The 22,788-nt window shown below is 70.0% G+C and carries 20 protein-coding genes; 11 read left to right on the plus strand and 9 right to left on the minus strand.

The features are described 5' to 3' along the window. Positions 1–13: 13 nt before the first annotated feature. Complete coding sequence (locus ABZX79_RS22765; RefSeq protein ID WP_355260560.1) at positions 14–1,096, minus strand: Ku protein; 1,083 nt, start codon at positions 1,094–1,096, stop codon at positions 14–16. A gap of 78 nt (positions 1,097–1,174) precedes the next feature. Between ABZX79_RS22765 and ABZX79_RS22770 the strand changes: the two genes are divergently transcribed. Next, positions 1,175–1,456: a hypothetical protein gene (locus tag ABZX79_RS22770; RefSeq protein WP_355260563.1), complete on the plus strand. Its 282-nt coding sequence runs from the start codon at positions 1,175–1,177 to the stop codon at positions 1,454–1,456. A 348-nt stretch (positions 1,457–1,804) separates the two neighbouring features. Here the strand turns inward: ABZX79_RS22770 and ABZX79_RS22775 are convergent, their stop codons facing one another. The 3 genes from ABZX79_RS22775 to ABZX79_RS22785 are packed head-to-tail and all read right to left on the minus strand — an operon-like array spanning position 1,805 to position 4,438. Continuing rightward, on the minus strand, positions 1,805–2,818 hold the full coding sequence (locus ABZX79_RS22775) for an NAD(P)/FAD-dependent oxidoreductase (RefSeq protein WP_355260566.1): 1,014 nt from the start codon (positions 2,816–2,818) through the stop codon (positions 1,805–1,807). Beyond that, entirely contained in the window at positions 2,815–3,360 is a 546-nt protein-coding gene (locus tag ABZX79_RS22780; protein WP_355260569.1) for an isoprenylcysteine carboxyl methyltransferase family protein, read from the minus strand. Before ABZX79_RS22780 ends, ABZX79_RS22775 begins: the two co-directional genes overlap by 4 nt. A 19-nt stretch (positions 3,361–3,379) precedes the next feature. Further along, complete coding sequence (locus tag ABZX79_RS22785; RefSeq protein WP_355260572.1) at positions 3,380–4,438, minus strand: 3-oxoacyl-[acyl-carrier-protein] synthase III C-terminal domain-containing protein; 1,059 nt, start codon at positions 4,436–4,438, stop codon at positions 3,380–3,382. 135 nt (positions 4,439–4,573) lie between these two features. Here ABZX79_RS22785 and ABZX79_RS22790 point away from each other — a divergent pair, with 135 nt between their 5' ends. From ABZX79_RS22790 to ABZX79_RS22810, 5 genes are all read left to right on the plus strand, one after another. Then, positions 4,574–5,428, plus strand: a complete 855-nt coding sequence (locus ABZX79_RS22790) for a UbiA family prenyltransferase (protein WP_355260575.1) — start codon at positions 4,574–4,576, stop codon at positions 5,426–5,428. Between the two features lie 116 nt (positions 5,429–5,544). After that, a complete protein-coding gene (locus ABZX79_RS22795; RefSeq protein ID WP_215133213.1) occupies positions 5,545–5,820 on the plus strand; it encodes an isoamylase early set domain-containing protein in 276 nt (91 codons plus the stop codon). 137 nt (positions 5,821–5,957) lie between these two features. Next, positions 5,958–6,161, plus strand: a complete 204-nt coding sequence (locus ABZX79_RS22800; RefSeq protein WP_355260578.1) for a cold-shock protein — start codon at positions 5,958–5,960, stop codon at positions 6,159–6,161. Between the two features lie 437 nt (positions 6,162–6,598). Continuing rightward, positions 6,599–7,054, plus strand: a complete 456-nt coding sequence (locus ABZX79_RS22805) for a DUF4383 domain-containing protein (RefSeq protein WP_355260581.1) — start codon at positions 6,599–6,601, stop codon at positions 7,052–7,054. 11 nt (positions 7,055–7,065) lie between these two features. Beyond that, positions 7,066–8,160: a glutamate--cysteine ligase gene (locus ABZX79_RS22810; RefSeq protein WP_355260583.1), complete on the plus strand. Its 1,095-nt coding sequence runs from the start codon at positions 7,066–7,068 to the stop codon at positions 8,158–8,160. Here the strand turns inward: ABZX79_RS22810 and ABZX79_RS22815 are convergent. Beyond that, on the minus strand, positions 8,135–8,905 hold the full coding sequence (locus tag ABZX79_RS22815; protein ID WP_355260585.1) for a DUF2071 domain-containing protein: 771 nt from the start codon (positions 8,903–8,905) through the stop codon (positions 8,135–8,137). The genes ABZX79_RS22810 and ABZX79_RS22815 overlap by 26 nt on opposite strands. Positions 8,906–9,251: 346 nt before the next feature. Here ABZX79_RS22815 and ABZX79_RS22820 point away from each other — a divergent pair, with 346 nt between their 5' ends. The 4 genes from ABZX79_RS22820 (at position 9,252) to ABZX79_RS22835 (ending at position 13,755) form a co-directional block, all read left to right on the plus strand. Next, a complete protein-coding gene (locus ABZX79_RS22820; protein WP_355260588.1) occupies positions 9,252–10,589 on the plus strand; it encodes a UDP-glucose/GDP-mannose dehydrogenase family protein in 1,338 nt (445 codons plus the stop codon). Between the two features lie 111 nt (positions 10,590–10,700). Continuing rightward, positions 10,701–12,341: an MFS transporter gene (locus ABZX79_RS22825; RefSeq protein WP_355260591.1), complete on the plus strand. Its 1,641-nt coding sequence runs from the start codon at positions 10,701–10,703 to the stop codon at positions 12,339–12,341. A gap of 683 nt (positions 12,342–13,024) precedes the next feature. Further along, positions 13,025–13,228, plus strand: coding sequence for a cold-shock protein (locus ABZX79_RS22830; RefSeq protein ID WP_006604711.1), 204 nt, complete (start codon positions 13,025–13,027; stop codon positions 13,226–13,228). Between the two features lie 218 nt (positions 13,229–13,446). Further along, positions 13,447–13,755 (plus strand): SCO5918 family protein, encoded by a 309-nt coding sequence (locus tag ABZX79_RS22835; RefSeq protein WP_355260596.1) that lies wholly within the window; start codon positions 13,447–13,449, stop codon positions 13,753–13,755. A 21-nt stretch (positions 13,756–13,776) separates the two neighbouring features. On the opposite strand, the gene ABZX79_RS22840 is transcribed toward ABZX79_RS22835, so the two are convergent. Beyond that, positions 13,777–14,736, minus strand: coding sequence for a DUF3048 domain-containing protein (locus tag ABZX79_RS22840; protein ID WP_355260599.1), 960 nt, complete (start codon positions 14,734–14,736; stop codon positions 13,777–13,779). A gap of 191 nt (positions 14,737–14,927) precedes the next feature. Between ABZX79_RS22840 and ABZX79_RS22845 the strand changes: the two genes are divergently transcribed. Then, positions 14,928–17,051: a SpoIIE family protein phosphatase gene (locus ABZX79_RS22845; RefSeq protein ID WP_355260601.1), complete on the plus strand. Its 2,124-nt coding sequence runs from the start codon at positions 14,928–14,930 to the stop codon at positions 17,049–17,051. 7 nt (positions 17,052–17,058) lie between these two features. Here the strand turns inward: ABZX79_RS22845 and ABZX79_RS22850 are convergent, their stop codons facing one another. From ABZX79_RS22850 to ABZX79_RS22860, 3 genes are all read right to left on the minus strand, one after another. After that, a complete protein-coding gene (locus ABZX79_RS22850) occupies positions 17,059–18,816 on the minus strand; it encodes a ThuA domain-containing protein (protein WP_355260604.1) in 1,758 nt (585 codons plus the stop codon). A 22-nt stretch (positions 18,817–18,838) separates the two neighbouring features. After that, entirely contained in the window at positions 18,839–21,601 is a 2,763-nt protein-coding gene (locus ABZX79_RS22855; RefSeq protein ID WP_355260995.1) for a PQQ-dependent sugar dehydrogenase, read from the minus strand. Between the two features lie 573 nt (positions 21,602–22,174). Next, positions 22,175–22,621 carry a subtilase-type protease inhibitor gene (locus tag ABZX79_RS22860; protein WP_355260607.1) on the minus strand — a complete coding sequence of 149 codons (447 nt, stop codon included), beginning with the start codon at positions 22,619–22,621 and terminating at the stop codon, positions 22,175–22,177. Positions 22,622–22,788 lie beyond the last annotated feature (167 nt).

The following is a 22,788-nucleotide window of genomic DNA, read 5'->3' on the forward strand; positions in this document are numbered from 1 at the left end:
CGGATGCCGCTGACTAGGAGGCCTGGGCCTTGCGCCGCCCTCGTTTGCCGCTGAGGGCCTTGATGAGCTCTTCGCGCGTCATGGAGGAACGGCCGGGCACATCGGCATCCGTGGCGCGCTGGTAGAGCTCCGCCTTGGTCAGAGAATCGAGCGACGAGGCCTTCTTCTCGGCCTTGGGCTTGGGCTTGGGCTTCGCCGCACCGTCGGCCCGGCGTTTGTCGGCGGCGTCCTTGATCTGGGCGACGGCAGCGTCGCCGGCGGCCGACTTGCCCTTGCCCTTGCCCCGGTCCTCGGGGCCCCTGGCCTGGTCGACGCTGGCCCGCAGCGCCTCCATGAGGTCAACCACGTTCGTGGCCTGCGCCGGGGGCTCCGCCTTCTCGACCGACTCGCCGGTGCGCTTGGCCTCGATCAGCTTCGTCACCTGCTCCTGGAAGGTGTCGTGGAACTCCTCGGGCTTCCACTCCATGCTGAGCGTCTCGATGAGCTGCTCGGCCATCTTCAGCTCGCGGCTCGTGACGTCGGCGTTCTCGGGCAGGCTGCCGATCTCCTCGCGCGGATTGCGGATCTCATCGGCCCAGTGCAGGGTGTGCAGCGTCAACAGGCCGCCCTCGGCCTTCACGGCGACCAGGTACTGACGATTTCGCATGACGAACGTGGCGATCCCGGCCTTGTCCGCCTGGGCCAGAGCCCTCTCCAGCAGGGCGTAGATCTTGGCGTACTCCTTGCCCTTCGGAGCCAGGTAGTACGTCTTGTCGAAGAAGATCGGCTTGACCTGCTCGAGGTCCACGAACCCGCTGATCTCCACCGCCTGGGAGCGGCCCGGAGCGATGTCCTCCAGCTCGCCCGGCTCGATGAGTACGTACTCGTCCCCCGCGTCGTAGCCCTTGACGATCTCGTCCAGCGGGACCTCGTCGCCCGTGCGTTCGTTGACCCGCTTGTTGCGGACGCGGTCCGACGTTCCGCGCTGCAGCTGATGGAAGTGGACAGTGTGGCTGTCCGTCGCGGTGAACATCTGTACGGGCAGGGACACCAAACCGAACGTCAGAGCACCACTCCACACCGGACGCGCCATGGCAGCCGCCACCTCCTTCTGCATCCATGGCACCCCCGCCCGCCCCGATCCGCATCCCGGGCCAATGGCATCGGTCCACCCGCACCGGGGCACCTTGACCGGATGGGTGCTCTCCTCGCGCTCGCGGCCGCTCTTGCGGAAGCGGTCCGGTCCACGGATGTGATGTGGGGCGCGCTGTCCGGCGCCGGAAGCGGCCTGGCCATGCAGTTCCTCAACCGCGGTCTGAGCCGCGGCGCCATGAGCATCGTGATCCCGGTGAGCGCGGTCACCGGAGTGTCTGCGTCACCGTGCCGGCCCTGTGGCTCGTCTCCGGCGGCGGGATCGGCACTCGCCGCGACGAAGGCGGCCGGACACAGGCCGGGCAGGCGTCGCTGGACGGCCTGATCGCCAGCTTGGGGGTGGCCGTGCAGTACATCGGGCTCGCCCAGGCGGACCCGGTGAGCGGGCTGTGGCCGGTGGCCGCCGGCCGCCTCGCCGCGGTGGTGCTCCTGCTGCCGAGTGCCCGGCGGCACGCATCCGAGTTCCGGCAGTCCCCGAAGCCGGCGGCCCAGGCTGGCCTGGTGGGGGCAGGGGCGGCTCTCGCTCGGACTCGCGGTTCTGCGCGAGAAGGTCACCCGTGCACAGGTGGCGGGCCTGGTGAGCGCGGCTGCCGCCGTCATCCTGCTGACCCTGGGATGAACGGCCCGCCCAGCGCGGTCAGCCGGCTGCTTTACGGCGCGTCCGCCACCGGCGTCACTGGAGCGCGCGGACGGCCGCTGAGAAGACCGAAGGCATCCTGGCCGCCGCCGGCACGACCAGGCGGGCGACGGCCGCGTGACCGCTCAGCCGTACGAGACCTTCGGTCAGCAGGCGGTGCCGCAGGGACAGCCGCCGCCAATACCGCTCGTACGCCTGCGGCCGTCCGGCCCTCAGGCACCGCACAGCCGCTTCGGCCGATGCCAGCGCGAGCGCGACGCCCTCACCGGTGAGCGCGTCGGTGTAGCCCGCCGCGTCGCCCACGAGCACCACCCGGCCGGCGGTACGACGGCGAGCCCGCTGGCGCAACGGGCCCGCGCCCCGCACCGGGCCGGCGGCGGGCCCGTCCAGGAGCCGGCACAGCCGCGGGAAGTGGGCCAGGTGCGCGCCGAAGCCGCACCTCGCCGTACTCAGCACGGCGACGCCGACCAGGCCGTCGCCGACCGGTGTCACGTACGCCTCGCCGAAGACGGACCAGTGCACCTCGACGAAGTCCGTCCACGGACTGACCCGGAAATGCTGCCGCAGCCCGAACCGCCGAGGCCGGCGGCTGGGCAGATCCAGGCCGAGCGAGCGGCGCAGCGGCGAGTGCAGGCCGTCCGCGGCCGCCAGCCAGCGCGCTCGCAGCCCCCCGGCGCTCACCGCGTCCGCGCTCTGCCGCACCTCACCGACTCGGCCGCTGAGGACGACGACGCCGACTTCGGCGGCCCGCCGGGCCAGCGCCGCGTGCAGCTCCGTACGCCGTACACCGAGGCCCGAGCCGTCGCTGAAGAGTGCCTGCGCCCGGTGCAGCCCGTCGACGTAGCGGATACCGCGCAATGCGTGACCGCCGACCCGTACGCCCAGCCCCTCCAGGGCCCGCACGCCACCGGGCATGATCCCCTCACCACACGCCTTGTCCACCGGCGTGCCGCGCGGTTCGATCACCACGGCCTCCATACCGGCCGACGCCGCGTGGATGGCGGTGGCCAGCCCGGCCGGCCCGCCGCCCGCCACCAGCAGGTCGATCACAGTCCCGCCCCCGCGCCGCTGCCGGCCGTGCGCCCCGGAGCGAGTCCGAGCGCCTCGTTCTCGCAGCGGATGCGGACGGTGAGTAGCGCCGCGTTGAGGGTGGTGAAGAGCAGGGCGGTCAGCCAGGCGCCGTGCACCAGGGGCAGGGCCAGCCCTTCGGCGACCACCGCGACGTAGTTGGGGTGACTCAGCCACCGGTACGGTCCGCCCGCCACCAGGGGCAGGCCCGGCACGACCAGTACCCGGGTGTTCCACCGCGGCCCCAGCGTGCGGACGCACCACCAGCGCAGTGCCTGCGCGGCGACCACGACAGCGACCATGGACCAGCCCAGCACCGGCTCGAACGGCCGCCCCGCCCACCGGACTTCCGTCACGCAGCCGACCAGCAGCCCGGTGTGCAGGACGACCATCACCGGATAGTGCCGCTGCCCGGCCTCGACGGCGCCGCGGGCCAGGCTCCACCGTCCGTTGCGGCGGGCCACGACGAGTTCGGCGACGCGTTCCACACCGACCGCCAGGACCAGCAAGGCGTACCAGAGCATGAATTCCTCTCCCTCCCGACTACCAGCGGAGCAGGACGAGTTCGGAGCAGAATCCCGGCCCCATGGCGAGCAGCAGTCCGGCGGTGCCCGCGGGCGGGCGGCGCTCCGCGAGGGTGTCGCGCAGGACGTGGAGCACCGAGGCCGACGAGAGGTTGCCCACGGCCGCCAGGGACCTCCAGGTGACGTCCAGTGCGCCGGGGGGCAGTTCGAGCGCGTCCTCGACCGCTTCGAGCACCTTCGGCCCGCCGGGATGACACACCCAGGCGGTGATGTCCTCCCGGCGAAGACCATGATCGATCAGGAAATCGTCGACCTCCGCTGCGAGGTTCTTGCGTACGACGTCAGAGACACTGGCGTCGAGTACGACGCGGAAGCCCGAGCCGGTGATGTCCCACCCCAGCACATGCTCGCTGTCCGGGTAGAGATGACTGCGCGTGGCCACCACAGCCGGTCCCTCCGCGCCCGCCGACCGGCGGGCCCCGCACGCGACCACGGCCGCGGCGCCGTCCCCGAACAGCGCGGTGGCGATGAGATTGGCCTGTGAGGCGTCGCTGCGCTGGAACGTGAGCGAGCACAGCTCCACGGACAGCAGGACGGCCACGTCGTCGGGACGGCCCAGCAGGTAGTCGTGCAGGCGCGCGATGCCGGACGCGCCCGCGACGCAGCCCAGGCCGAAGACGGGGACGCGCTTGATGTCCCGGCGCAGCCCGAGCGGCCCCACGAGACGCGCGTCCACCGAAGGCGCGGCGATGCCGGTCACCGACGTGAACATCAGGAGGTCGACGTCGCGCGGAGAGAGCCCCGCGGTGTCGAGCGCCGCGCCCAGGGTCTCGGCGCCGAGGCTCACCGCCCCCTCGATGAAAGCGTCGTTGACCGCGCCGAAATCGCGGAGCCCCGCGTACGCGTCGAGGGGCAGAGCCGTATGGCGGGTGCGCACCTTCGCGCTGTCATGGAGCCGGTCAAGAACCCGGCGGTCACTTCCCTCGGGCAGACACACCCCGGCGACCATGTCCGTGATCTCGCGTTGGGCGTGCCGGTGCGGAGCGAGAGCTCCGTGAACAGCTGCGATCCGGGTCATCTGGGGTCCGAGTCGGGGGTGGGGGAAGTGTGGAGGACCTGCGGGGGACCTTGCAATGAGTTCCCGCGCTCACCGACGCCACACGCCATGTCGCTCGTCCGGCGGCGGTTGCGCGCGGCTGCCTAGCATGGGCGCGTGGACGCTGACGTTGTCGCAGTGAGGCGTCGCCCGCTCTCGGCGAGCGGGCTTCTGAGGGCATGCCACCCGGTCCCCACCGTCGCGGTCACTCTCCTGATGACCGCGCTGGCGGTGGCCTGCGGGCAGGATGCGGCCGGGTGCCTGCTGGTGGCCGCCGCGGTGCTCACGGGACAGCTGTCCGTCGGCTGGAGCAACGACGCCGTCGACGCCGCGCGTGACCGCGCCGTCGGGCGGCGTACCAAACCCGTGGTCGCCGGCTCGGTCGGCGTCACCGCCGTACGCGGGGCGGCGTTCACCGCCGTGGCCCTGTGCGTACCGCTGTCCCTCGCGTACGGACCACTCGCCGGTACGGTCCACCTCGTCGGGGTCGCCGCGGCCTGGGCGTACAACTTCGGCCTGAAGGCGACCGCACTGTCCTGGCTGCCGTACGCCGTCGGGTTCGCGGCGCTTCCCTCCTTCGTCTCGCTGGGGCTGGAGGGGCGCCCTTGGCCGCCCTGGTGGATCGTCGTCTCGGCGGCACTGCTCGGCGTCGGCGCGCACCTGGCGAACGTGCTCCCGGACATCGGCGACGACCTGGCCACCGGCGTGCTCGGCTGGCCCCAGCGACTGGGCCCCGCCCGGGCGCGCCTGGTGCTGCCGGTGCCGCTCGTTACGGCCACCGCGCTGCCGGCGTTCGCCCGACCGGGGCCTGCCGGGAGCGCCGAGGCGGCCGCTGTGTCCGTGGCTCTCCTCCTGGCGGTCGGCGGCGCACTGCTGGGCCGCCGGCGCCCGAGGCTGCCGTTCCTCGCGGCGATCATCGTCGCGGCGGTCGGTGTCGCGATGCTGCTCCGGCAGGGCGCGGCCGTCACCTGACGCGGCGCCCGCGTGCGTCCATACGGGCGACGGGCGGCGCCGTCGGCGCAACAAGACGTGCTCGAAGGGCTATGGGGTGGGGATCCTGAGTCACTCCCCCGAGGAAAGGTTCAGCGATGCTGGAGCGCAGCCGACGTAAGAAGCACACCGAGATCACCTTCGTCATCCCGGCAGGCCAAGCCTGCGGGCAGGTCAGCGTAGTCGGCGACTTCAACGACTGGCAGCCGGGAGCCCACCCCTTCACCGAACGGCCCGACGGCACGCGTTCCGTCACCGTCACGCTCCCCAAGGAACAGCGCTACGGCTTCCGCTACCTCGCGCACGGCGACTACTGGTTCAACGACGGCCACGCCGACGACCAGGACGGGCACAACAGCATCGTCCACACCTGACGACGCGCCGCTGCGGTGAGCGGTGAGTTCACCGACGGAGCCGACTGCGGATGGCATGGTTCAGGAACCGGAGTCACGACGGGGCTGCGGCCGGCGCGGCGTGGGCCGCGCCGCGGCATGGGATAGGGATTGAACTGATGGCAACAGGCACTGTGAAGTGGTTCAACGCCGACAAGGGCTTCGGCTTCATCGAGCAGGACGGCGGCGGCCCGGACGTGTTCGTCCACTACTCCGCGATCGAGGGCTCCGGCTTCAAGGAGCTCCAGGAGGGCGACAAGGTCCAGTTCGACATTACCCAGGGGCCCAAGGGGCCGCAGGCGGAGCGGGTCAACCGCACCTGAGGCACGACTCGTTGCCCTGCCCCTGAGGCGTCGGCCTCGGGGCAGGGCCCGGGCCTGCCGGACGCCGGGCAGCCGGACGTGGCCCAGGGCGTCCCGCAGGGGGGGCAGAAATAGACGACCGAGGCTGAGTGTCTGGTCGGCTGACTGTCGGGAGCGGCTCATTTTCGCCGGATAGCGGACCGTGGCCGGGCGGATTATGCTCAACTCGTCGAAGTCGCGGTAGCCGTTGGCCCGTCGGTGCGGATACTTCCCCGACACTCACGGTCATCGTGATGGTGTCAGGCATGCCCGCGCCCGCTGGTGAGCGGCCCGGCACCGGCAGAAGAGCGCCCGATCGAGCGGACCGGCTAACCGCGAAAGTGCTGGGTACATGCTGCTCAGTACTGGGACCGATCGGGCGGCCCGGTGGGCTGCCCTCAGGAGAAAGAAGTGCGGTAATGAGCGCTCAGCACCGTACGGCGTCAATCGCCCGGACCCCTGTGCAACAGGCAGCGCTGCTGGTCGGCGTGGTTTTCCTGCTGGTCGGCGTCCTCGGCTTCATCCCCGGGATCACCACCGACTACGACACGATGAAGTTCGCCGAGCACGACTCAGAGGCCAAGCTGCTCGGCCTGTTCCAGGTGTCAGTACTGCACAACATCGTGCACCTCCTGTTCGGCATCGTCGGCGTGGCCATGGCCCGCGCCCCGCTCACCGCCCGTAACTTCCTCATCGGTGGTGGTGTCATCTACCTGGCGCTGTGGCTGTACGGACTGTTCATCGACCACGACAGCTCGGCCAACTTCGTACCGCTCAACACGGCCGACAACTGGCTGCACTTCGCGCTGGGCCTGGCCATGATCGCCCTCGGCGTCCTGCTCACCCGCAGCCCCCGCGCCGGCGCGGCCCGGTAGCCGGGGTCGGCGTGATCACTGTGGGAGTCGAGGAGGAGTACTTCCTTCTCGACCCGGATACGTGCCTGCCGGTGCCGCTGGCCGAAGAGGTGCGGGGATCGTCCGCCCTGGAGCCGGTGGTGGACCGGCGGGAGATCCAGAGTGAGCTGCTGCAGGCCCAGGTCGAGATCGCCACGCCGATCTGCGGCGAGCTTGAGGAGGTCGGCGGTCATCTGCTGCGCCTGCGCCACGCGCTCGGCGCCGCGGCCGAAGAGTTCGGATGCCGGCTCGCCACCTGTGCGACGGCGCCGTTCCGCGAGTCGGCTCCGGTCCCGGTGACCCGGCACCCGCGCTACCTCGCCATACAGGCCCAGGCTCCGCAACTGGTCGCGGAGCAGCTGGTCAACGGCATGCACGTACACGCTGCCGTGTCCGATCCGGAGATGGGCGTCGCTGTCCTGAACCGGATCAGGGTGTGGTTGCCCGTGCTGGTGGCCATGTCGGCGAACTCGCCGCTGTGGGACGGCCACGACACCGGGTTCTCCAGCTGGCGCACCGTGATCTTCGGCCGCTGGCCGGTCAGCGGGCCGCCGCCGCATTTCGCCGATCTGGCCGACCACGAGCGGCGGGTCCAGGGGCTGCTGGCGGCCGGGATCATCAGCGACCCCGGTCAGATCTACTGGCAGGCCCGTCTCTCGGACAAGTACCCCACCGTCGAGGTGCGGTGCATGGACGTGCAGCTGAGGGCCGATGACGCCGTCATGTTCGCGGGAATCGTCCGCGCTCTGGTCGCGACAGCCGTCAGCGACGAAAAGGCCGGCGTGCCGCTGACCGTGTGCGCGCCGGAACTCCTGCACGGCGCGAACTGGTACGCGGCGCGTGACGGCATCAGCGGTTCACTGGTGGACCCCGACGGCAAGCTGCGCAGCGCGGGCGATGTGCTCTGCCGGCTCATGGATCACATCGCACCCGCTCTGGAGGAATCCGGAGACGCACGGGAGGTGACCTCCCTGGTCCATCGGCTCCTGCAGCAGGGCACCCCCGCGGACCTGCAGCGCCGCGCCCTGGCCGAGGGCGGCGTGCGGGCGCTCACCGATCTGGTCACGATGCAGGGGGCACCGCAGTAACGTCGCGGGCGATACGGGCTGCGCGCCGGCGCGGCCGGGAAACCCCGATGCGTACCGGCGTCACGCCTGGCGAGAAGTGCACCAAGGGCTCGCCGGTGGGTGCGGGCAGACCGACTGCCGTGGTCAGCGACTGCGCCAGGTTCTCCACCGTTGCGGTGTGCAGGGGCCACGGCTGGTGCTCGACGGGCGTGTCCCAGATCAGACCGGCGCGGCGCGTGAAGGCGTGCCACCGGGTAGTGAGCCACACGTCGCGCTCCGAAGGCGCCGTGACCGGTTCACCGCGTCGTACAGCCAGGCGGTACGAGGCTCCGCCGCCGTGACGCATACCGGCGTAGAAGTACGTCCTGTCGCCCTGCCGCAGCGTCAGCGAGCCCGAGTGGTACGGCGCCCCCATGGCCCTCGCGGCGAGCATGGCCGCGGTGGACACCTCGATCGTCAGGAACCACAGCGCCTGACGCCCGCCGGGCCCTCGGACGTACGTCCGCAGATTCGTCTCCAGGAAGCTGCCGACGGCGGGAGCGGGAGGGGGCACACCAGCGGGGCGCACATCAGCCATCACGAACGGCGACAGGGTGACCCAGGCCGAACCGTCGTAGGTGTCTGCCGTCAGCCCGCCGGGAAGCAGCGCCTGAACGTCGGCGGGCCGGTAGCGCCAGTGCACGAACGCCTGGTTCAGCCAGGCGGCCCGCAGCACCAGCAGCCGAAGGTGCCGCTCCGCCTCGGCGGAGACCACGCTCTCACCCATGTCCCTATCTTGCCCCCGGGAGGGGGCAGGCGGTCGAGGACGGATCCTCCAGATCCGCCTGGACACCGCCGCGCCGCGAGGCTCTGATCGCCGACGGCCCGTACCGCATCCCGCCTGCTTGGCGGCGCAACAGCGGGCGACGCGCACCGGATGCGATCACGGCTCTGGTGGGGTGCTATGAGGGAAGCAGACGTCAGCACTTGTCTGCCGAGTTGCTTCCTGCCACGCGAGACGCGGGCGAATTCCACAGGGCTTCGAGGCGTTTTCCCAGCCCTCTACCTGACCAGCGCCGCCGGGCGGCGGTCAGGGTTGTCGGTGCACTGCCGCGAAGAGGAGGTGGTTGGTGATGCGAGTAGCAGTCGTCGGACAGGGTTACGTCGGACTGACGGGTGCCGTCGCGCTGGCCCTGCAGGGGCACAGCGTCACCGGCGTCGAGCAGGACCCGGGCCGGCTGCGCATGCTGAACGCCGGCCAGGCGCCGGTATTCGAGCCCGGCCTGCCGCAGCAACTGGCTGCCGCGCTGGCCACCGGGAGGCTGCGGTTCGTCGGCGGGCTGGCGGAGAGCCACCGGCGGACGCCCTTCGACATCGTGCTGATCACCGTGGGTACGCCGCCCGGACCCGACGGGGCCGCGGACCTGTCCCAGGTGAGCGCCGTACTGAACGAGATCGGGAATCTGCTGCCCGTGCCCCGGGTGGTGCTCAAGTCCACCGTGCCGCCCGGCACCAGCAGCAGACTGGCCGACGCGCACCCCTGGCTGCGCGAGCGTTACGCGTACAACCCCGAGTTCCTCAATCAGGGCAGCGCCCTGGAGGACTGGGCCGTCCCTGCCCGGGTCGTCGTCGGCACCTGGAGTGACGACAGCCTACGGGCGTTGCGGGAGCTGTACGCCGGTGTGGCCAGTCCATGGGTGGCCACGACCCCCACCAGCGCCGAGATGATCAAATACGCGAGCAACACCTTCCTCGCCATGAAGATCAGCTTCTCGAACGAGATCGCCCGGATGTGCTGCGGGCCCGACGTCGACGTCGACCGCGTCCTGCAGGGCGTCGGCTACGACCCCCGCATCGGACACGCCTTCCTCCAGCCCGGCCTGGGCTACGGCGACTCCTGCCTGCCGAAGGACACGGCCGCCCTGGCCCACTGGGCGAGCAGTGTGGGTATACCGGCTCCCCTGCTGCAAGCGACGATCGCCGTCAACGACGCGCAGGCGGGCCTGGCCCTGCAGATTCTGCGCGCCGAACTCGGCGTTGCCCTGCGTGACGCGACGATCGCCGTGCTCGGCGTGCGCTACGAGCCCTGGAGCGACGATCTGCGGGCCGCTCCCAGCCGCAGCGTCGTCCCGGCGATTCTCGGTGAGGCGGCGCATGTACGGGTCTGGGATCCGGCCACCGACGCGGCGGCCGTCACCGGGCTCTTTCCGGCCGCGGACACCGTCGCCGACCTGTCCGACGCGCTCAGCGGCGCACACGCCGTGGTGCTGCTGACCGAATGGCCGCAGGCCATCGAGGCGGACTGGCAGCAGCTGTCCTCGCGACTCGCCGAGCCGCGCCTGCTCATCGACGGCAAGAACTGCCTGCCTCCCGACCGGATGGCCGGCCTTCCCATCCGGTACCGGAGCATCGGCACCAGGATCCCCACCCCGGCCACGACCGCGACCGCCGAGCCGCAACTGGAGGCGTGAGGCGACGGCGCGGACGTAACTGCACCGAACTGAGACGTTTCGGGCAATAACATCCCTTATCGAATAGGGCGTGGACAGCTCCATGACTCCGACGATGAGGAGAGCGTTCAGGTGAAGCAGTCACCTGCCCAGGACTGGGGCCCGGAACCCTCGGCGTGGGCACCCATGCGCCGACCGGTGTTCCGGGCCCTGTGGCTCGCCCAACTGGCGGCCAACATGGGCACCTGGATGCAGACCGTCGGAGCCCAGTGGCTGATGGGCGACCTCGGCGGCGGCGCGTTCGAGGTCGCCCTGGTGCAGACGGCCACCACATTGCCGGTCTTCCTGCTGGTGGTTCCCGCCGGGGCGCTGGGGGACATCCTCGACCAACGAAGACTGCTGCTCGGCGGGCAGTTTCTGATGTTCCTCGGCGCGGCAGGGCTGGCCGGCGTGACGGCGGCCGGTGAGGCGACTCAGGGGCTGCTCCTCGGGCTGACCGCGCTGATGGGAGTGGGCGAGGCGTTCTGCATCTCCTCCTTCCAGGCCATCCAGCCCGAGCTGGTCAGCCGTGAGGAGATCCCGCAGGCCGCCCTCCTCAACAGTGCGAACGGCAATGTCGCGCGGGCCGCGGGGCCCGCTCTCGGCGGCGCGATGATCGCCGCGGTGGGACCCGAGGCCACGTTCGCCCTCAACGCGCTGTCGTTCCTCGGCGTTCTGGTGGTGCTGTACGCCTGGAAGCGTCCGGCGACCCACCGGCCGCTCGGCTCGGAGCACATCCGCGATGCCATCCGGGCGGGTGCCCGCTACGTCCGCAGCGCGCCGCTGTTCGGGGCGGTCATCGGCCGCTCGGGCCTCTTCATGATCTTCGCCGGAGGTCTGTGGGCACTGCTGCCGACGATCGCCAGGGGGCCGCTCGGTCTCAACGCCGGGGGTTACGGTCTGCTGCTCGCCAGTGTGGGTCTGGGGGCGGTCCTGGGGGCGATCGTGCTGCCGTCGATCCGGTCGCACCTGAAGACGAACACACTGGTGACGGGCGCCATGCTGGTCTACGCGGCGACGATGCCGGTGATCGGTCTGGTGCCGTCGCCGATCGGAGTCGCCGCCGCCCTGATCGTGTCGGGCCTCGCCTGGGTGGCGGTCCTGTCGACGCTCTCCGCCTCCGCCCAGGTGCTGTTGCCCGCGTGGGCGCGGACCCGCGGTCTCGCCTACTACCAGCTGGTCTTCATGGGCGGCCAGGCGATCGGCGGTGTGGGATGGGGCATGGCCGCCGACTGGCTGGGCGTGGGCACCGCGTTCGTGGTGTCGGGCATCGGCCTGCTGGTGACCACGTTGGTGAGCATGCGGCCGCTTCCGATGCCGTCCGGCCCGGTCGACGTGGGCCCGGCCCAGGTCTGGGCGGATGTGCCCGATGTCGCGATGCCGGGACGGGACGCGGGCCCGGTTCTGGTCACCGTCGAGTGGCGGGTGGACCCGGAGAACGCCGAGGCGTTCATCGAGGCGATGCGCGATGTGGGCAGGTCGCGTCGGCGTACGGGCGCGTCAATGTGGTGGCTCTTCGAGGACATGGCGGATCCGACGCTCTTCCTGGAGACGTTCACCGTCGGTTCGGAGCGGGAGCATCTGCGCCTGATCATGGAGCGCGGGAACAAGTGGGACCAGCAGCTGGAGGCCCGGGCCATGGCGCTGACCCGTCCCGGCTCCAAGCCGTTCGTACGCCACATGATCTGGGCGTACGCCTCCGGCCGCGACGAGGAGCTGTCCTCCTTGCCCTGAGCAGGGCGCCGGGCTCGCCACACGAATATCTGTCGTGGTGATGGTAGACATCCGGGTTCTCGGTGATTAGAGTTTCTGACGTAGCCAACGAAGTCAGCACAGTGCGGCAGAGACGACCGCGCAGCGGTGCAACGGCACCGCGTGAAGGGCAGTGAAACCGGAATTGATCAGCAAGGGAGGAGCAGACGCCATCAGGATCACCTGAGTGAGGAACCAGGACGCTCAGGTACCGCAGACCCCGGATTGGAAGGTGGTCCCCGGTTAGGCATCCAAGAACCCCGCATCTCCGGCCTCCCCGGCGGACATGCGGAAGAACAACAGTCGGCGCCAAGCGCCGATAGATGGTGTTGAACCCCTAAGGCCCCGGTGCCGGACGCACCGGGGCCCCTCCATGTGCCCGAGCGACTATCTGTGGCCGCCGGCACAGAAAATAGTGCGATATGCAACGAGGGTTTAAGGGATTCCGGGCGAAATGATATTACTTGCCGCCCTCCCGTCCCCAAGTCGTGCTACGGTGAATATCAGTTGCAGTTGTGGTTCCCAAAGACTTCAAGTGCTCTTGTCGGCGTTCGCGTCGACGGGTGCACTTTTATATTTCCGGTGCTTTTTCCGGAGGGGCGATCATCGCGCGACACCGGTTCCGCACAGTGCGGAACCGGGCACTGCCCCGAAGGAGATATGACATGGCTACTGGCACCGTGAAGTGGTTCAACGCGGAAAAGGGTTTCGGCTTCATCGAGCAGGAGGGCGGCGGCGCTGACGTCTTCGCCCACTACTCGAACATCGCCGCCCAGGGCTTCCGCGAGCTGCAGGAGGGCCAGAAGGTGAACTTCGACGTCACGCAGGGCCAGAAGGGCCCGCAGGCCGAGAACATCGTTCCCGCCTGACGCTGAAGCGTACGGCGTAGCTGGGGCCCGCACCTTGGGGTGCGGGCCCCAGCTCGTTGCATTTTTGAGGACGTATTGCCGTGGCCGATTACCGGCGGTCCTGCTTCATTTTGTATTTTCTTGGCTCGCCGTGCCGCACAAGCCTCAGTTTCTCGTCCTTCATGCCGTCCGTGAGGACGTCAACCATTTCCGGCTAACTTCAACCTTGCTGAGGCATTATGCGCTGCGTCATCGCCCGTTTCCCCTTCGACCTGATCAAGAGCGACGTGCAGGAGTCGATGAAGGGCATCAAGCCCGAACCCGTCACCGGCGAGTCCGTGATCATCGGCCGTCGTCACTACCCCGTCAAGCAGGTGGGCGAAGTGATCACCGGACAGGACCGCCGCGACTTCAGTGCCAGTGAGGTGACCAGGGCGCTGACCCGCCTCGGCTTCACCTGCCGCGCCGTGCCCACGCCGGCCGTACCCCCCGTCCTGACCCCGCTCGAGACCGCGTCGGCGCTGCTCGGAGCGCCGGAACACGTCTGAGGCCGGACCAGCGAAGAGGGCTCAGCGCGCGACGTACACGATCCACATCTGGCCGGCGGCGAACGTCATGCGCCTGCCGTCCGGGGTAGTGAACGCGGTCCGCGACTCGGCGGTGTCCCTTGCCCATTCGGCGTCGTACGCCTTGCCTTCGCGCAGGACGGTCGCGGATCCCGAGCCGACGGTCTCGGTGAACGGTGACGTGTTGCCGGACCGGTCACGGAAGAGCGACGGGCGCACGGTGACCTCCTGCAGGACGACCGTGGCCGCGGCCAGCCGCCCCCCGTCGGCCGTACGGGCAGGCGCGCCGTCCATCTCCACCAGCCACCGCTTCTGGTCCGTGGACCACGTGAAGGCGAAGCGCGCCGCCGGATAGCGAACCGTCTGCTCGCTGACGGGCTTGCCGCCGGCCGGCGCAGGTCCGAAGCGCAGCCCGATGTCCTCGGCGGCGTTCGAGCCGGAGCCGGGGTGAGGTATGTTCCCGGGCCGCAGATACAGGTTGTGCGGCGCCGGCCGGTCATTGCTGCGGAAGTACGCGTCCGGATCCTTGGAGGGCGGCAGCGGGTTCAGCGGCGCTGCCTCGATGCGCGGCGTGAGTCTGCTCTGCGCGCCGGAGTAGGCGAGCGTAGGCCGGTCGAACTGGCGCAGCAGCTCCAGGTCCGTCTCGCGGGCGCTGCGCACGGGGCCGACGACGGGCGGTACAGCAGACGAATAAATGGCGAGTATGCGGCTGAGGCCGGCCTCCACCTGCTCCACGTAGACGATGTCCGCCTTGTCCAGCCCCGTCGGCGGGCGGGCCGGCGCGACGTTGTCGATCTTCACCGCGAGGACGTGGGCACTGGACGAGACCCGGTTGTCGGGCGGGGGAGTGGTCTCCTGCGCGCCGCCTCCGCTTCCTCCCCCGCCTGAGCACGCCGTCACGATAAGCAGTGCCAGCGTGGCGAGTGACGTTGCGGCTGATCTCTTCGCGCCGGCTGCGTGCATGGCTGCCACCCTTCCGAGTCGTCCCCTATCAATCATCACGCCGTATCGCCACTGGTCTGTCATGTTCCTGTAACGCACTGGTGCGGAAGGTCGCAGCCGCAGGCACGTACTTCGCGCAGGGCAGGGGATGCGGGCGCATCGTGGGTAGAGAGACGATGGGAGATAACGGCGGCGGGCGGAAGGAGCCCGGGATGCGCGCAACCGAACCCGTCCCTGCCCACCCTGACCAGCCGGAGGGTGCTTCGTCCGCGTCGGGGGGCCTGCTGGATCTGCTGAGCGTCGCTGCCGTGGTGCTGGACGCGGAGGGGCGGATCGTGCTGTGGAGCCCGCAGGCCGAGGAATTGTTCGGTTACACCGCCGACGAGGCGCTCGGCCGGTACGCGGGCCGGCTGCTGGTCCAGGAGCAGCACCTGAAGCTGGTGAACGGGCTGTTCCAGCAGGTCATGGCCGGCAAGGCGGGAGGAGCGGGCGCAGGAGGAGAAGGAGCGTCCGGCTGGGCGGGTGTCTTTCCCATGCGCCACAGGGACGGCAGCACGCGGCTGGTGGAGTTCCGCAACATGCGGCTGGAGGACGACCGGAAAGATCTCTACGCCCTTGGCCTGGCCACCGACCAGGCCACGTTGCGAAAGGTGGAGCGCGACCTCGCCCTGTCCACCCGGCTGGTGTCCCAGTCCCCGATAGGCCTGGCTGTCGTGGACACCGACCTGCGGTACGTCACTGTCAATCCGGCACTCGAGCGCATCAACGGGCTGTCCGCCGCCGAACATGTCGGCCGTAAAGTCCACGAGGCCCTGCCCTTCCTGGACGCCGAGTCCATCGAGGCCTCGATGCGTGAGGTGCTGGCCACTGGTATGCCGATCCTCGACCAGGAGTCCGTCGGGCGTACCCCGGCCGCCCCGGACCGGGAAGCCGTCTGGTCGGTGTCCTTCTACCGGCTGGAGGCGTCCAACGGGAACGTGCTCGGCGTGGCCACCTCCGTCGTGGACGTCACCGAGCGGCGGCGCGCCACCATCGAGGCCGCCCAGGCCCGCCAGCGCCTCGCGCTCGTGGCCGATGCCTCCATCCGAATCGGCACCACGCTCGACCTCGACGTGACCGCTCGTGAGCTGGCGGACGTGTCGGTGCCGCAACTGGCGGACGTAGCAGCCGTGGACGTGCTCGACAGCGTCCTGAACGGCCGCTCCGCCGCGACCTCGGGGCCCGCCGTGTTCCGCGCTCTCGCCGTGGCCAGCTCGTACCCCAATGAGGCGGTACGAGCGGCCGACCCGCCCGGTGACGTCGCCCGGTACGAGGCCGACCGGCTCGTCACCCAGTGCGTGAACACCGGCCGCCCCGTCCGCGTGTCCCACGTGAGCGACGACGACCTGCCGTCCATCGCCCGCAGCCCCGAAGCCGCGGCGCTCCTGGCGGCCGCCGGACTGCACTCCTATCTGGCCGTGCCGCTGATCGCGCGCGGCAAAGTCCTCGGCGCCCTCGACCTCAAGCGCACCCGTAACCCGGAACCCTTCAGCGTCGACGACGAAGTCCTGGCCGGCGAACTCGCGGCGCGGGCGGCGGTGTGCATCGACAACGCCCGCTGGTACCGGCAGGCACGCAACACCGCCCTCACCCTCCAGCGCAGCCTCCTGCCCCAGCAGCCACCGGACCAGCCGGGCCTGGAGATCGCCAGCCGCTACCAGCCCGCCCAGGCGGCCGACGAGGTGGGCGGCGACTGGTTCGACGTCATCCCGCTCACGGGCGACAAGAGCGCCCTCGTCGTCGGCGATGTGATGGGCAGCGGCATCAGCGCCGCCGCCACGATGGGCCAACTGCGCACCGCCACCCGCACCCTGGCCGAACTCGACCTCGACCCGGCCCAGGTGCTGCACCACCTCGACCGCATCACCGACCGCATGGGGCAGCCCATCACCACCTGCATCTACGCCGTCTACGATCCGCACCAGGCCCAGTGCCTCATCTCCAACGCCGGGCACCTGCCGCCCGTCCTGCTACGCCCCGGGCGGCCCCCCGAACTGCTGGACCTGCCCACCGGCGCCCCGCTCGGCGTCGGCGAAGTCACCTTCCACACCACCACGCTCGCCCTGCGTCCCGGCGACCGGCTGGTCCTGTACACCGACGGCCTGGTCGAGACGCGTGACCGGGCCATCGATGTACGTCTGGACACGCTCCTCAGCCACCTCACCGACCCTCCGAGGTCACTGGAAGAGACGTGCGACCTGCTGCTGCACGCCCTGCGCCAACCGGGAGACCACGACGACGTGGCGCTGCTCATCGCCCGGGCGACGGTCATGTCCGCGCAGGGTGCTCAGTCCTGACCACCACTCAGGGAAGGACCCACTTCTGGTTGGGTCCGGTGTGACAGCTCCACAGATGGATGCGGGTGCCGTCGTTCCAGGTGGCGCCTTCGGCGTCGAGGCACTTGCCCGACTGCGGATTTCGGACGGTCCCGTCGGCCTGGGGCGCCCACTGCTGCGCACCGGTGCCGTTGCACGTCCACAGCTGGATCTTCGTTCCGTCGGCGCTCCCGCCGCCGCTCACGTCGAGGCACTTGTTCAGCGCCCGGAAGGTGCCGTCGCCGGGACGGGTCCATTTCTGTGCGTTCGCACCGCTGCAGGTCCACAGCTGGATCTGGGTGCCGTCGGCACTCGCGCCGCCGGCGACATCCATGCACTTGCTGTTGACGCCCCTGACCTCCCCCGGCTGGGGACCGGGCGGCGTACCGCCGGATGTCTTGACGCGGACGTTACGGAAGGACACCTGGTCGTCGGCGCCGTGGTTCTGGATACCGATGTGCCCTTGGCGCAGGCTGCGGGCGGGGTCGGCGTTGGTGAAGTCGTTCACCTTGATGCCGCCCAGGAAGACCTCCAGTCGTTCGCCCGTCACGCGGATCTCGTACGTGTTCCACTCGCCGGGCGGGTTGAGCGCGGCGTCGCGGGCGGCGACATCGGCGGACTTGAACCCGTACACGGATCCCGTCGTCCGGTCGGCGGTGTCCGTGGCGTCGATCTGGATCTCGTATCCGTTGTCGACCGCCGACCAGGGGTCGTCGGACGCCGGGAAGCCCACCAGGATCCCGGAGTTGTCGTCACCGTCCATGCGCCAGTCGAGCTTGAGGGAGTAGTCGCCGGTGAACTCCTTGGCGGAGTACCACAGCATCCCGAGCCCGCCCTGTGACGTGAGCGTGCCGTTGGCCAGCGTGAACGAACCGGGTCCGGCCTGCTTCCAGCCGGTCGTGCCCGTACCGTCGAACAGCGGTGTGTATCCCGTCTCCGGGCGGCAGTCGGCCTCCGTCATGCCCGCCGCCCACCGGATGCCACCCAGCAGGTGCCTGCGGAAGGCCGGTTCGGTGTACGACTCGTCGGTGTGCCCGCCACCGGTGTAGAACGCCCGGCCGCCCTCGTAGCCCTTGCACCAGGAGATCGGGTGGTCGCCGGACATGTTGCCGCCCGAGTAGCTGGACTCGTCGAGCGAGGCCAGGACGTGGGCCGTCGTACGGGGGTTGGTGCGGTAGTTGTACCACTCGTCGAAGCGCTGCCAGGTGGCGCCGAGATGGGCCGTGGCGTCGTGGGCGCGGTCCTCCACCTTGACCGTCGCCGTCTGGTTGTGGGGATGGGAGTGGAACAGGGCTCCGGCGAGACCGGAGTAGAAGGGCCAGTCGTACTCCGTGTCGGCGGCCGCGTGGATGCCGACGTAGCCGCCTCCGCCCTTGATGTACTGCTCGAACGCCGTCTGCTGCGTGCCGTTCAGCACGTCTCCGGTCGTCGACAGGAAGACGACGGCTTTGTACTGCGCGAGGTTGGCGGTGGTGAAGGCTGCGGAGTCCTCCGTGGCGTCCACGGTGAAGTTGTTCGCGCCGCCGAGAGCGCGCAGGGCGGCATGGCCGGCGGCGATGGACGAGTGACGGAAGCCCGCCGTCTTGGAGAACGCGAGGACCTTGTACGCCGGATCGGCCGCGATGGTGGTCGTACGAGCCGGCTCGTCCGGTGCCTGTGCGGCGCTCGCGGCCACAGTGGGCGCGGCGGCCACGCAGAGCAGTGCTCCGGCGAGCCAGCAGCCGGCCTTGGTGAGAGTGGTACGCATATCGGTTACGCCTCCTCTCCTGCTACGGCAGGGTCCATTTCTGGTTGGCTCCGGTGTGGCAGGTCCACAGATGGGCGCGGGTGCCGTCGTTCCAGGTGCCGCCTTCGGCATCGAGGCACTTGCCGGACTGCGGGTTGCGTACGGTTCCGTCGGCCTGGGGCGCCCACTGCTGCGCGCCGGTGCCGTTGCACGTCCACAGCTGGATCTTGGTTCCGTCGGCGGTGCCGCCGCCGCTGATGTCCAGGCACTTGTTCAGTGCCCGCAGTGTGCCGTCGCCGGGCCGTGTCCACTGCTGGGCTCCGCTGCCGTTGCAGGTCCACAGCTGGACCTGCGTCCCGTCGGCGGACGAACCGTCGGCGACGTCCAGGCACTTGCCGTTCACGCCCTTCACCTCACCCGTCCGGGGACCCGCACCCGCTGTGGTGAAGCGGAAGTCGTCGACGTCGAAGAGCGCGCCGATGCCGCCCTTGAAGACGAGGTACAGCGTGGTCGTGCCGACGGGCCGGTTCGTCAGCGCGGTGCTGACCTCCTGGTACGTCTCCCAGCCGCCCGTCAGGGGCACGGTGGCCGTGCCCAGCACCGTGCCGGTGGGGGAGCCGGCCCGTACCTCAATGGTGCCGCCGATGCCCGCGGAGGCGACCCGCGCGGTGAACCGGGTGGCGTCGTCGAGGGCGTACGGCTTGAAGGAGATCCAGTCGCCGTTGTCGATGTGGCCGACCGTTTTTCCGCCGTGGGCCGGCGTGTGGCTGACGACCTGGACGCCCGACGAGCCGCCGTAGTGCTCGCCCTGCCGGTGGCTGGGCTGGCTGATGTGCTGGGCGTGGGTGGTCAGGGCGGGCTGGCCGTTCGCGCCCTTGTCGGTGTACTCCGCGTCCCAGACGCCGAAGATGTTCGCGTTCGGGTCGTGCTCGCCGTCCGCGATGGTCTGTACGGTGCCGGAACAGCCGGTCGCGGAGGTCTGCGGGTGGCCGTGGCTGTCGTGCCCGACGATGAAGGTGATCTTCACCTTGGAGCAGTCGATGGAGGCGTCCTCCGGGTCGGTGACGGTCACCTTGTACGGGACGGCCGCGCCCGGGTCGATGATCCGCCCGTCCACCGGCAGCTCCAGCTTCACGGTCGGCGCCGTGTTGCCGACGGTCACCTGCACGGACGCGGTCGCGCTCTTGCCGGTGCCGTCGGAGACGGTGAGCTCGGCGGTGTACTGGCCGTTGGCCGTGTACGTGTGGGAGGGGTTCGCGGCGGTCGATGTGCCGCCGTCGCCGAACTTCCATGCGTAGCTGAGGGTGTCGCCGTCCGGGTCGGAACTGCCGGCCGAGGAGAACGCGACGGCGAGCGGCGCCTTCCCGGAGGTGCGGTCGGCCTTGGCCTGGGCGACGGGGGAGTGGCCGCCGGTGATGTGCTCGATGCGGTACAGCGCGGAGTTCGCGTCACCGTTGAAGTAACCGGTGCCGTAGTCCAGGACGTACAGCGCGCCGTCGGGGCCGAAGGCCATGTCCATCACCTGGGTGCCGCTCCAGGGGAAGGCGTTGATGGACTGGACGGTGCCGTCGGTGCCCTGCGCGATCCGCTTGATCCACTTGCGGCCGAACTCCCCGGCGAAGAAGTTCCCGTCGTAACTCTGCGGGAACTTCACGTCGGAGGTGGAGGAGGCGTCGTAGCGGTAGACCGGTCCGCCCATCGGGGACTCCGAGCCGCTGCCGAACTCGGGGACCGAGCCGCCGTCGTACGGGATCCAGGCGGGCTGCGCCGGGGGCAGGTCGGTGAGTCCGGTGTTGCGGGGCGAGGTGTTCTTCGGGGCGGCGCAGTCGAACTTCGCCCCGGATGTGCTGGTGGCGAAGTTGTAGTCGGTGTACTCGTCGTTCTTGCCGGTGCAGTACGGCCAGCCGTAGTTGCCGGCCTTGGTGATGCGGTTGAACTCGACCTGCCCGGCGGGGCCACGGGCCGCGCTCGCCGTGCCCGCGTCGGGCCCGTAATCGCCGAGGTACACCGTGCCGGTGGCCTTGTCGACGCTCATCCGGAACGGGTTGCGAAAGCCCATGGCGTAGATCTCGGGACGGGTCTTCGCGGTGCCGGGCGCGAAGAGATTGCCCGAGGGTGTGGAGTACGTGCCGTCGGCGTTCACCTTGATGCGCAGCACCTTGCCGCGCAGGTCGTTGGTGTTGCCGGAGGAGCGCTGGGCGTCGTACGCCGGGTTGCGGGAGGCGCGTTCGTCGATCGGCGTGTAGCCGTCGGACGCGAAGGGGTTCGAATCGTCGCCGGTGGTGAGGTAGAGGTTGCCCTGCGCGTCGAAGTCGATGTCGCCGCCCACGTGGCAGCAGATTCCGCGCGATGCCGGTACGTCGAGGATCTTCTTCTCGCTGGCGACATCCAGGGTTCCGTCGGCGGTGAGGGAGAAGCGGGAGAGCCGGTTCACGCCGTCGAAGGGGGCGAAGTCCGCGGCCGTACCGTCGCCGGGGGCGTCGCCGCCCGGGGTGGTGAGCTTGGGGGCGTAGTAGAGGTACACGAGGCGGTTGGACGCGAAGCCGGGGTCGACGCCGATGCCCTGGAGGCCCTCCTCGTCGTGGCTGTAGACGTCGAGCTTCCCCGCGACCTTTGTCGTTCCCGCCGCGTCCGTGAGGCGCAGGGTGCCGTCGCGTGAGGTGTGCAGTACCGAGCGGTTGGGGAGGACCGCCATCGTCATCGGTTCGCCGGTTTCCGCGACGCCCTTGGCGAGAGTGACCTGCTGGAACTCTTCGGCCGCGGCCGCCTCCCGGGGAGCGGCGGAGACGGATCCTGCGGGCGCCAGGAATCCGGCGGTGAGTAACGCTGTGAGCAGGAACGCCGGTATCACACGGGGTCTGAACGGTTTTTTGCGCACAGAAGTCTCCCGAAGGGGGTGGGGGTGTCCGGCGGACCAGGATGGGAGTCCTGCCGGGGGAGCCAGGCGCGCGCCGTCGCGCCGGAAAGGTCACCGGTCACGCATTCATGTCCGGTTCATTTCAAGGAAGTTAGCGGGCTTGGTCCCGCCGCGTAACCCCTTTCGCATCAGCTTTCGCAACTTCTTCCGCGCACAGGACAAAGCGCGTCAGCAGTGCGGCATGAAGCCGTCGTCGCCCGCGAGGGTCCTCGTCCTGGGCGCGAAACCGGCGCCACGCGGGGGTTCCGCGTGGCGCCGGTCAGTGGTGCAGGTCGGTGGTGCAGGTCACGCCCGGTAACGGGGAGGAATGGAACGTCCGGGAGTGGTTGGCTGTTCACATACATGTGAGTACGGAGGGGGGCAGTGTCCCCCGGGGCCTCACCTCCCTCCGCGCTCGCACCCTTGCCGCCCCGGCTGGTTCCCCCGACCAGTCGGGGCTTCCTCATGGGGGGAACGACACGGTCAGAAGGCGAACAACGCGCCTTCCGCCAGGCCGCCCTCCATCAGGCAGCGGTTGCCGAAGGTGGTCGACCAGGAGACCTGCTTGCCCTGCCACACGCCCTGGGCGGTGATCACGACCGGGTCCCACTCGCGCGTACAGTTGCGCCGCGGCGCCGTATCGATCACGCCGGAGAACTCGCCGCCGGCATCGCGCAGTTCGGCGCAGGCGGCCACGGGCGACGGATGGGTGCCGCCGGGCGTCGGTGCGCAGGTCAGGGTCACCGCGCGTACGACGGTCGCCGTGCCGGCTTCCTCGCCCGTACCCACGGTGAGTACTAAGGCGGACGGTGCGTAGAGGCTCGTCGTTCCGGCCGGCTGTGCGTGAGCCGGGCTCGTGGTGGCAGCGCCCGTCAGTGCGAGGACGGTGGCCGCGCCGACGGCGCCGAGCGTGTTCCGGAGGTGACGCATGAATGACTCTCCTCTGATTGCGGATAAGTTGCGGGGGTGTTGCGGTGAGGAGTGTTGCCGACGCGGACAGTGAGTGCACACTGATCAACTCATTCCGGCCTTACGCGATCGGGCGACGGTGACCGAATGGTCGTTCGGGCAGCTCGGGGGCGGTGTGCGTGTCACCT

This window comes from Streptomyces sp. NPDC002994 (assembly GCF_040611155.1).
Taxonomy (GTDB): domain Bacteria; phylum Actinomycetota; class Actinomycetes; order Streptomycetales; family Streptomycetaceae; genus Streptomyces.

Excerpts from the sequence above, each read along its gene's own strand:
- ABZX79_RS22765 (WP_355260560.1), bottom strand. The coding sequence starts at position 1,096 with ATGCAGAAGGAGGTGGCGGCTGCCATGGCGCGTCCGGTGTGGAGTGGT.
- ABZX79_RS22770 (WP_355260563.1), top strand. The coding sequence starts at position 1,175 with ATGGGTGCTCTCCTCGCGCTCGCGGCCGCTCTTGCGGAAGCGGTCCGG.
- ABZX79_RS22780 (WP_355260569.1), bottom strand. The coding sequence starts at position 3,360 with ATGCTCTGGTACGCCTTGCTGGTCCTGGCGGTCGGTGTGGAACGCGTC.
- ABZX79_RS22785 (WP_355260572.1), bottom strand. The coding sequence starts at position 4,438 with ATGACCCGGATCGCAGCTGTTCACGGAGCTCTCGCTCCGCACCGGCAC.
- ABZX79_RS22795 (WP_215133213.1), top strand. The coding sequence starts at position 5,545 with ATGCTGGAGCGCAGCCGACGTAAGAAGCACACCGAGATCACCTTCGTC.
- ABZX79_RS22800 (WP_355260578.1), top strand. The coding sequence starts at position 5,958 with ATGGCAACAGGCACTGTGAAGTGGTTCAACGCCGACAAGGGCTTCGGC.
- ABZX79_RS22805 (WP_355260581.1), top strand. The coding sequence starts at position 6,599 with ATGAGCGCTCAGCACCGTACGGCGTCAATCGCCCGGACCCCTGTGCAA.
- ABZX79_RS22815 (WP_355260585.1), bottom strand. The coding sequence starts at position 8,905 with ATGGGTGAGAGCGTGGTCTCCGCCGAGGCGGAGCGGCACCTTCGGCTG.
- ABZX79_RS22820 (WP_355260588.1), top strand. The coding sequence starts at position 9,252 with ATGCGAGTAGCAGTCGTCGGACAGGGTTACGTCGGACTGACGGGTGCC.
- ABZX79_RS22830 (WP_006604711.1), top strand. The coding sequence starts at position 13,025 with ATGGCTACTGGCACCGTGAAGTGGTTCAACGCGGAAAAGGGTTTCGGC.
- ABZX79_RS22835 (WP_355260596.1), top strand. The coding sequence starts at position 13,447 with ATGCGCTGCGTCATCGCCCGTTTCCCCTTCGACCTGATCAAGAGCGAC.
- ABZX79_RS22840 (WP_355260599.1), bottom strand. The coding sequence starts at position 14,736 with ATGCACGCAGCCGGCGCGAAGAGATCAGCCGCAACGTCACTCGCCACG.
- ABZX79_RS22845 (WP_355260601.1), top strand. The coding sequence starts at position 14,928 with ATGCGCGCAACCGAACCCGTCCCTGCCCACCCTGACCAGCCGGAGGGT.
- ABZX79_RS22850 (WP_355260604.1), bottom strand. The coding sequence starts at position 18,816 with ATGCGTACCACTCTCACCAAGGCCGGCTGCTGGCTCGCCGGAGCACTG.
- ABZX79_RS22860 (WP_355260607.1), bottom strand. The coding sequence starts at position 22,621 with ATGCGTCACCTCCGGAACACGCTCGGCGCCGTCGGCGCGGCCACCGTC.